Annotated in this window: 5 protein-coding genes; 3 read left to right on the top strand and 2 right to left on the bottom strand. The window is 38.4% G+C overall.

Annotated elements, in window-relative coordinates:
• The coding region (locus IQ31_RS23390) for an Rpn family recombination-promoting nuclease/putative transposase (protein WP_244294567.1) at positions 1-449 on the bottom strand (449 nt) is incomplete at its 3' end.
• Positions 450-459: 10 nt separating this feature from the next.
• Between IQ31_RS23390 and IQ31_RS23385 the strand changes: the two genes are divergently transcribed.
• The gene (locus IQ31_RS23385) at positions 460-930 is read left to right on the top strand and encodes a hypothetical protein (protein ID WP_145330432.1); all 471 of its coding nucleotides are present in this window, start codon (positions 460-462) and stop codon (positions 928-930) included.
• 219 nt (positions 931-1149) lie between these two features.
• Positions 1150-1677: a DUF4468 domain-containing protein gene (locus IQ31_RS23380; RefSeq protein ID WP_145330430.1), complete on the top strand. Its 528-nt coding sequence runs from the start codon at positions 1150-1152 to the stop codon at positions 1675-1677.
• Between the two features lie 81 nt (positions 1678-1758).
• Here IQ31_RS23380 and IQ31_RS23375 read toward each other — a convergent pair whose 3' ends face one another.
• Positions 1759-2505, bottom strand: coding sequence for a hypothetical protein (locus IQ31_RS23375; RefSeq protein WP_145330427.1), 747 nt, complete (start codon positions 2503-2505; stop codon positions 1759-1761).
• Between the two features lie 262 nt (positions 2506-2767).
• Between IQ31_RS23375 and IQ31_RS23370 the strand changes: the two genes are divergently transcribed.
• Positions 2768-7276, top strand: a complete 4509-nt coding sequence (locus IQ31_RS23370; protein ID WP_145330425.1) for an AAA domain-containing protein — start codon at positions 2768-2770, stop codon at positions 7274-7276.
• The last annotated feature ends 92 nt before the right edge of the window (positions 7277-7368 follow it).

Below are 7368 nucleotides of genomic sequence, written 5' to 3'. Positions count from 1 at the left end.
TCCGGTTTTAGTTTGCTATACTCTGCTAACTGAAATAACTTCTCAAAAATAGGCTTACGCAAATAAGTGGAAAGTCCATTTAGCGAAGACATATTTTTGAGTACATAAAGCCAACGATCTAAATCATTAACTAACTCTGCCTCAGCTTTAACAAAGTTAACCAATTCCACATATATAAAGCCTAGATCGTCATAAAATATTTTACCATGATCTCGATAACATAAACAAATATCGTGTAGAAAATACTTCTCATCCCCCGCATCAGGCATTGCAAATCCATCCATCAGTACAATGATATAAACTTCACTAATTGCATAATTCCAAGCCCTTCGGTTGCCTTTGGGTGCCTGATCCGCTATCAATTTACTGCTGTAATAAAGCATGCGCTTTTTCAAATTATCCTGCGCCGTGCGCTGCACTTCAATAATAAAACGTCCGCCATACGGCAAAAGATGCTGAATGCGCCTTGTTAATCGAATAACCGGCGAAGCTTTCCATCTGCCGCCAGATCTCACGGCTAATCTTTTCGGGGTAGCCCTTCGCCTTACAGTTGGAAAAGAACTTATCCTCAATTTCGATCAGGTGGTCTTTGCTGCGATATTTGCCCGACATCATCCGCCGGAGCACATGCATCAGCCATATCGAGTCCTCCATAAGCATGCGCATGCCTATAAACCCATGAAAGGAAATCTGGAGCAACTGCTCGCTCGAACCTGTACAACTCCACTTTGGGAGGACGATTTATTGTCAATAGACGATGCGCTATTATTGGTGGGTACAGAAAGCGTACAAGATGATTGGATCGTGCTGGTCAAGCAGAAAAGGGGAAATAAAAAGTATCTCTTGTTAATCGTTAAGGGAGGCAGTTTTGGCTTTTCTCAAATATTTTTTAGGCAAAACAGTATGGCTTTTGATATTGTTATCTATTAAAATTTTATAAAATGTAGTGAAATATGATTGCATCTATATTATAGTTTTCCGATCGACTTATCTTATTGAAAACTCAACGCATTTGATATACAAATTTCAATTCTCTAACCCGCTCGCTTTGGATTTTCCTTCACAAAGAAGTACATTGCAAAAAATTAATGCGACTAACGACTTATTTTGTAAAGTTGGTTGAGTTACTTTCCTTCAAAACAATTTAATATGAAAAATTACATAATTACTGGAATATTTTTGCTTCTGTTCATAAATTTAGCATTTTCACAATATTTCACCCTAGCTCCAACAGGTTTCGTTTCTAAAGAGAATCTAGATTATACCGTAGTGGAAGTTCCTGGCGCTAAACAGCAAGAACTTTACGATAATGTATTAAAATCGATCAATAGCTTATATTCCAACCCCAAAGAAGGCCTGACTTTGGTTCCCGGGCAGGCGATAACTTTAGCAGCTTACCAACAAAGAGGACTTAAAACATCCGCTATTGCTTACTATGATGTCGATTACACCTTGTCTTTTTTATTTAAAGATGGAAAAATAAGAATCAATAGTCCAACTTTCAGTGCTCAAATTATGAATTACAACGGTACTTGGAATAAAATGAACGTGAAAAAATTTTATTTCAAAGGCAACGGTAGCCCCAAAAATGAGAAAAAACATCAATTCGTAAACGCGTACTTTAATGAGCTGATCAAATCTATTCTTGAAAAATCAACCAATATTGATAATTGGTAATATCGATGTATTTGTTCTCTTCCTGACAATAAACTTGCGAGCTTTCATCCCATTTTTCCGGTTTTAATTCTAGAAATAATATCATTCAACGCCTTTAAAAGACATAATAACGCCAGAATATTTATCGTGATCTGCACCAATATAAGATAAATCAATACCGGATAAATTTTTATTGTTCACAGCTTCTTTAAATAGCGTATAATTCATTTTTTCGACCCTATTATTCCAGTCTTCATCCGATGTTGGCTTAATTGATTCCAAATCTTTCATTTCAAACATCGCACGATCCGATATTTTTTTAGACCGTTGGACAAAAATTGTATCTCCTTCTATCTTTAGAATCTTAACCCAACCTGCTGGTAAACCTTGGATGTTATTTCCTTCAGCATCGGTAAAGAAACTTGCACCATATAGTTGTCCTGCCTGTAGTTGTTGAGCCGATTGAGCAAGACTTTCTTTTTCATTCCGATATTTCTTACCATCTATGTTCAGTTTAATACCATAAATAATAGAGCCGATAATTGCTATCGATGCCATAATCAAATACCCTTTCCAAAGTTTGAAATACGGAATTTCTAGTGTCTTCTTAAATTTCTTTACCTCTTCTTTTATTTCAGGCGAATAATTTCTTGCGTGGATGACCTGCCCGTATTGATTGACTAAACGAGACATTTTTACCAGACCTCCTCCAACTGGAAACCCTAAAAATTTGGTCGCAGGTGTAATGATACTAAGATTGAAATTCTGCGCTATGGTCTCATTTTTTAATGTTGCAATGATATTTTTACTTCCTAAAACGTACTCGTAACGTGTATAAATGAACAGCATAAATGGAATGAATTATAACTATAACGGTTCGAAATTAAGAAAAAATTCCTCCTGTAACAATCCTGTGTCAATTAACTAATTAGTACAGAAACAGATAAATTTATTTGATATCCTACGCGTACCTGAACCATCTCGTGTAGGATCTTTGCGATGAAGCTGGAGTGTCTAATTAAAATGCTGACAGGCATTGATAAGGTAATTTGATTCGATTGCTGATTATACCGAATATTTGTATCTTAGGTTAAATACAAATATTACAATTATGTCATCCAAGATTTTCCTGCAATCTTTACAAAGTAAATTAAAAGGCGGTAACGCCCGCTCTATTCATTTAAATGCATTGCCAGGAAGGTTGGCCACACGGTTAGACCTACAGCAGCTCGACCTCATTGAGGATGGTCTAGCCAAATCATTTTTAGATACCTTGTTGACCAAAGCAAACTTTGAGTTTAAGATTTCATTTGATACGATAGACCTCAATGAAAAAGATGCGGAAACTCAAAAGAAACTGACCTTAATTTCTAAACGACTGAACTCCATCATCATAGAAAATGAAGATTATTTTAAAGAACATGGGATGAAGACCCTCGGATTCGGCTATCCTATTCTTATAAAAAGATCCTCAAAAGACCCTTCTAAGATCATAAAAGCCCCATTATTCATTTGGCAACTAGAGGCCGTTAAATCTAAAAACAAAGTCAATGAATGGTCGTTTTTGCGAAATAAAGTGGTTCAAGCGAATGGAAAAATAGTGGATTCAGATATTCACCCGATTAGTATCAATGAAGTCCTCCTTTCTTTTATCAAAAGTGAAGATGACATCACACTCCCCAGTCTAACCAATGATGCTTTAGAAGACGCACTGATTGATAGCAACGAATTAGTGAACGCTTGTGCTGAAGTACTGGAAGCACTCAATTCAAATAGTAAAGAGCAGATACTTGAGGTGCTAAGCAAAAACTTTGAAACAGCTATCAATGTATTACCCGAAGCTTCCCAGATAGATGCTATCGCCAATAACAAAGCCTACATTCATTTCGGCGGTGTTTTTGGCTTGTTCAGAGCGCAAAAAGAAAGTATTATCACCGACATTTCACGCTTATTGGATCGCTTCGATACCTTTGAATTTGATGAGCTTAAAGTGGAAAATCTATCGACAACTCCTTTCAGCGCTGTAGATACAGACCCAAGCCAACAGGCTATAATAAGTGCTCTTGGAAATGAACCGAACCAAATAATACAAGGCCCTCCGGGGACAGGAAAAAGTCAATCATTAACTGCGCTGATCACAAATGCCCTTGCCAATGGACTGAAATGTCTTGTCGTCTGCGAAAAGAAAACAGCGCTTGATGTCATTAAAGCAAATATCGAACGTACGAATCCTCAGATCGGTGCTCTGGTAGGTGTAATTGATGATGTAAACGATGCGCGTGAAGCAATCGTGGATTCCGTCAGGGATCGTCAGATCGGAGTTCCGTTTTACATCTCAGTAAGACAAGCTCAAAACCAGTATGATGCGATAAAATCAAAACTCAAGGAATCGGCTGAACTTATTAATGCACAGCATGCTGCCTTAGCTCAAACGGTCTACGGCGATAAGAGTTGGTCGCAGATCGTCGGACGGTATTTGGCCTTATTAAAAACCTTTAATCAAGTACCGCTTAAGAATATTATACCGAAAGAGGATTTTAATTTTGCTCAGGATCATACAGAACTGGAAAGGACACTTGTTGTTCTAAAGCGTAGCCATAATTTATTTAAGCAATCGCATCAGGTTCATGCCATATTTAGACCATTGGCAGACGATCTATTTATAGATCAACAGGTTGGGCCATCACGTGCAAGAATTGAGGATTTTATTGCATACGCTCATAAACAGCTACCAGGTATTGAACAGCTTATTGCTGAACTTCAAGTGAGTGGAAAGCAGTGGGCTGATGATTTTTCGAGTGGCATCCCCGCCATAATGCAGCAGGATTTTAAGTCCTATATGGCATTTTGTATTGGAGATTCAGTGAAAGAAGACGTATTACCATCCACTTTTCCTCAGGAACAGCGGATCAACGAAATTGCCTTAGCATTACAAACAGTTCGGATTAAAGCGCAGCAATTTTTCAAGCAATATGAAGATGCTTTGCAACAACATTATAGCAGCTATCATTCATCGCTAAGCAATGCAATATCAACTTATCTTGCCTACGCTGAATCAAGCATTGCTCAATATGGAAAGAACTTATTAGATAATAGTAGTGGTGCAAGATTTAAAACAAGTTTGTTGAGTATATTTTCAAGAAAGCATAAACAGATAAAACAAACGAGAATCGAATTAAAGAATCGCATCGCGCAGGTAAGATCAGCCCATGTTGAGAAATATTATATAGAACATCAATATAACGATCACTTGGAAACAAGTGATTTATCTATTTACCTAAACAATATTGATAAACTCCGAAAAAAGCTAGCCGCTTGGAAAAAGCAATACCCGATTACGATCAGTAGCTATTTGGCTAATATTACAAATCATCATTTTCATACTGAAGTGAGTGAACTAAAAACGCAAATAGCTCCCCTGATTCAAAAATTGGATAGTATAGAGCAAGTGCTGATCGCTGATTATAATATCATTCCAAGGACTCCTGTTATTGATATCAATGGGTTGATTGAGGCAGTACCTTATCTAACTGAAAGAGTAACTTTTCAATTAAGGTATTTTAATAATTTTCGTGACTATTACGCGGCACGCTCTGATGCCTATCGAAGTCTACAAAACTCGTTTGACGAAATTGAAAGTAACCAATTAACAGGAAATATTACGGATGGTGTATTTTTACAATATATAAATCTTCAAACCGCACAGGAACAATGTGATAAGATTAAGCATACCATCACAACGTTCAATGAACATATGAGTGATTTCCGTATCTACCATGAATGGAAATCATTTTTCCTTTCAGTGGATGAAGCGCAGCAAAGGCTTATTACAAGAATCAGCATACATCTTAAAGATCATTGGGCTGATGCATTTGAATGCTGGTATCTGTATTGGATACTCACGACAAATGAGCCACAGGAATTGCCAAAAAGCGATTACCAACTACAACAATATCAACAGCAAAAACAAGAGTTTAACCATGCACAGCTGAATAGTATTATTGCCTTATGGACGGAAAGGCAAGCTGAAGCCGTCGGACATTTTAAAGCCAGAGGACAAAACATCAATAGTTTGTTTAACAAAAAGGGCGCTAAGGGAATGCGCCGCAATTCACTCCGCACTATTGTGAACAGAGAATTTGAACTATTTACTGATTTTTTCCCGGTATTATTGGTCAACCCATCGGTCTGCAGTTCTATCCTTCCGCTGCAGGAAGGAATTTTTGATGTGGTCATATTCGATGAGGCCAGTCAGCTGCGTCTTGAAGATACTTACGCTGCCCTGATCCGTGGAAAAGCTAAAATTGTTTCCGGTGACAAGCATCAGATGGCTCCCTCCTCTTACTTCGAAGGAAGTGGAGCGCTACTTGACCCGATTGATGATGAAACAGAAGATTACGAAGATGAATTTTCAGATCGGACTGCGCTACAGGCTGCTCAGCTTAACCTCGCAGATAGTGAATCCTTACTAGCTTATGCTGTAGACAAAGGGTTCGTTGAATCTTATTTAAAAGTCCATTACCGCTCGAAACACCCTTATCTTATCGACTTCTCCAATCATGCATTCTACGGGAATAGGTTAATGCCTGTCCCAGCGAAGGAGCACTACACGCCTATCGAATATTTACAGATTGATGGTTTATATGAAGGGCAAGTAAATAAACAAGAGGCATTGCAAGTGGTCGAATTGTTACAACAGATCATGAAGGAAGCTAAAGACAGTATTCCAAGCGTGGGTGTTGCTACTTTCAATATTTACCAACGCAACTTGATCCTTGAGGAACTGAGTGCAGTTCGCCAGAATGACCCTGCATTCGACAGTTTAATGGCGCAGGCGGGAGATTCATTCTTTGTTAAAAATCTCGAAAACATTCAGGGCGACGAACGGGATATTATCATTCTATCCACAACATTTGGGCGAAAAGCCGACGGTTCGTTTAGTCAAAACTTTGGTCCGATTATACAAGGTAAAGGACATCGTATGTTGAATGTAATCATCACTCGAGCGCGGTCAAAGGTATATGTATGTACTTCTTTCCCGCAGGAGTATGTTGGTCAGTACCCAAATCTTATCCAACAGAAGGGCAATAAAGGCCGTGGTATTATGTACGCTTACTTTACCTATGCGAAAGCGGTAAGTGAGGGTAATGACGAATTGCGAAAGGGCATTCTCCAGCTATTGAGTCAGTATTGTACAGATAAACTGTATGAGCCAGCAGAATTTAGCTTGGGGTCTGAGTCTCCATTTGAAGATGAAGTATTCGAACAACTTGCACAGCATATCGGTGCCGATCGTTTAGAACAGCAGCATTCCGTAGGCGGTTTCCGGATTGATATCGTTGTCAAATCAAAAACAAGCCACAAACCACTCATCGCAATAGAGTGTGATGGCGCGAAATATCATAACAGTCCGGAAGCTTATGCTTGGGACAGTTTCCGACAGGAGCAACTTGAAAGATATGGTTTTGTATTTCATAGGATATGGTCAATTAAATGGTGGGATGATGCCGATGGAGAGCTGAAGCGACTACTTGATTTTATTCGTCAACAGGATGAAGAAGAGGCAAATTTGAACAACCACGTGCATGTGGCAACGAAAATCAATATAAATGATAATTAGCGAATCGCCATTGATAGAACCGATAATTCGCAGGTAACCAGCACAAATAATGTTATCTCATTGGTTCCCGACTCCTATTAAAGGTTATCGAG

This window comes from Sphingobacterium siyangense (genome assembly GCF_007830445.1).
GTDB lineage: Bacteria > Bacteroidota > Bacteroidia > Sphingobacteriales > Sphingobacteriaceae > Sphingobacterium > Sphingobacterium siyangense.
This window is presented reverse-complemented; position numbering and strand designations above follow the sequence as displayed.

Coding starts and splice junctions, on each gene's coding strand:
- IQ31_RS23385 (WP_145330432.1), top strand. CDS start 460: ATGCGCCTTGTTAATCGAATAACCGGCGAAGCTTTCCATCTGCCGCCA.
- IQ31_RS23380 (WP_145330430.1), top strand. CDS start 1,150: ATGAAAAATTACATAATTACTGGAATATTTTTGCTTCTGTTCATAAAT.
- IQ31_RS23375 (WP_145330427.1), bottom strand. CDS start 2,505: ATGCTGTTCATTTATACACGTTACGAGTACGTTTTAGGAAGTAAAAAT.
- IQ31_RS23370 (WP_145330425.1), top strand. CDS start 2,768: ATGTCATCCAAGATTTTCCTGCAATCTTTACAAAGTAAATTAAAAGGC.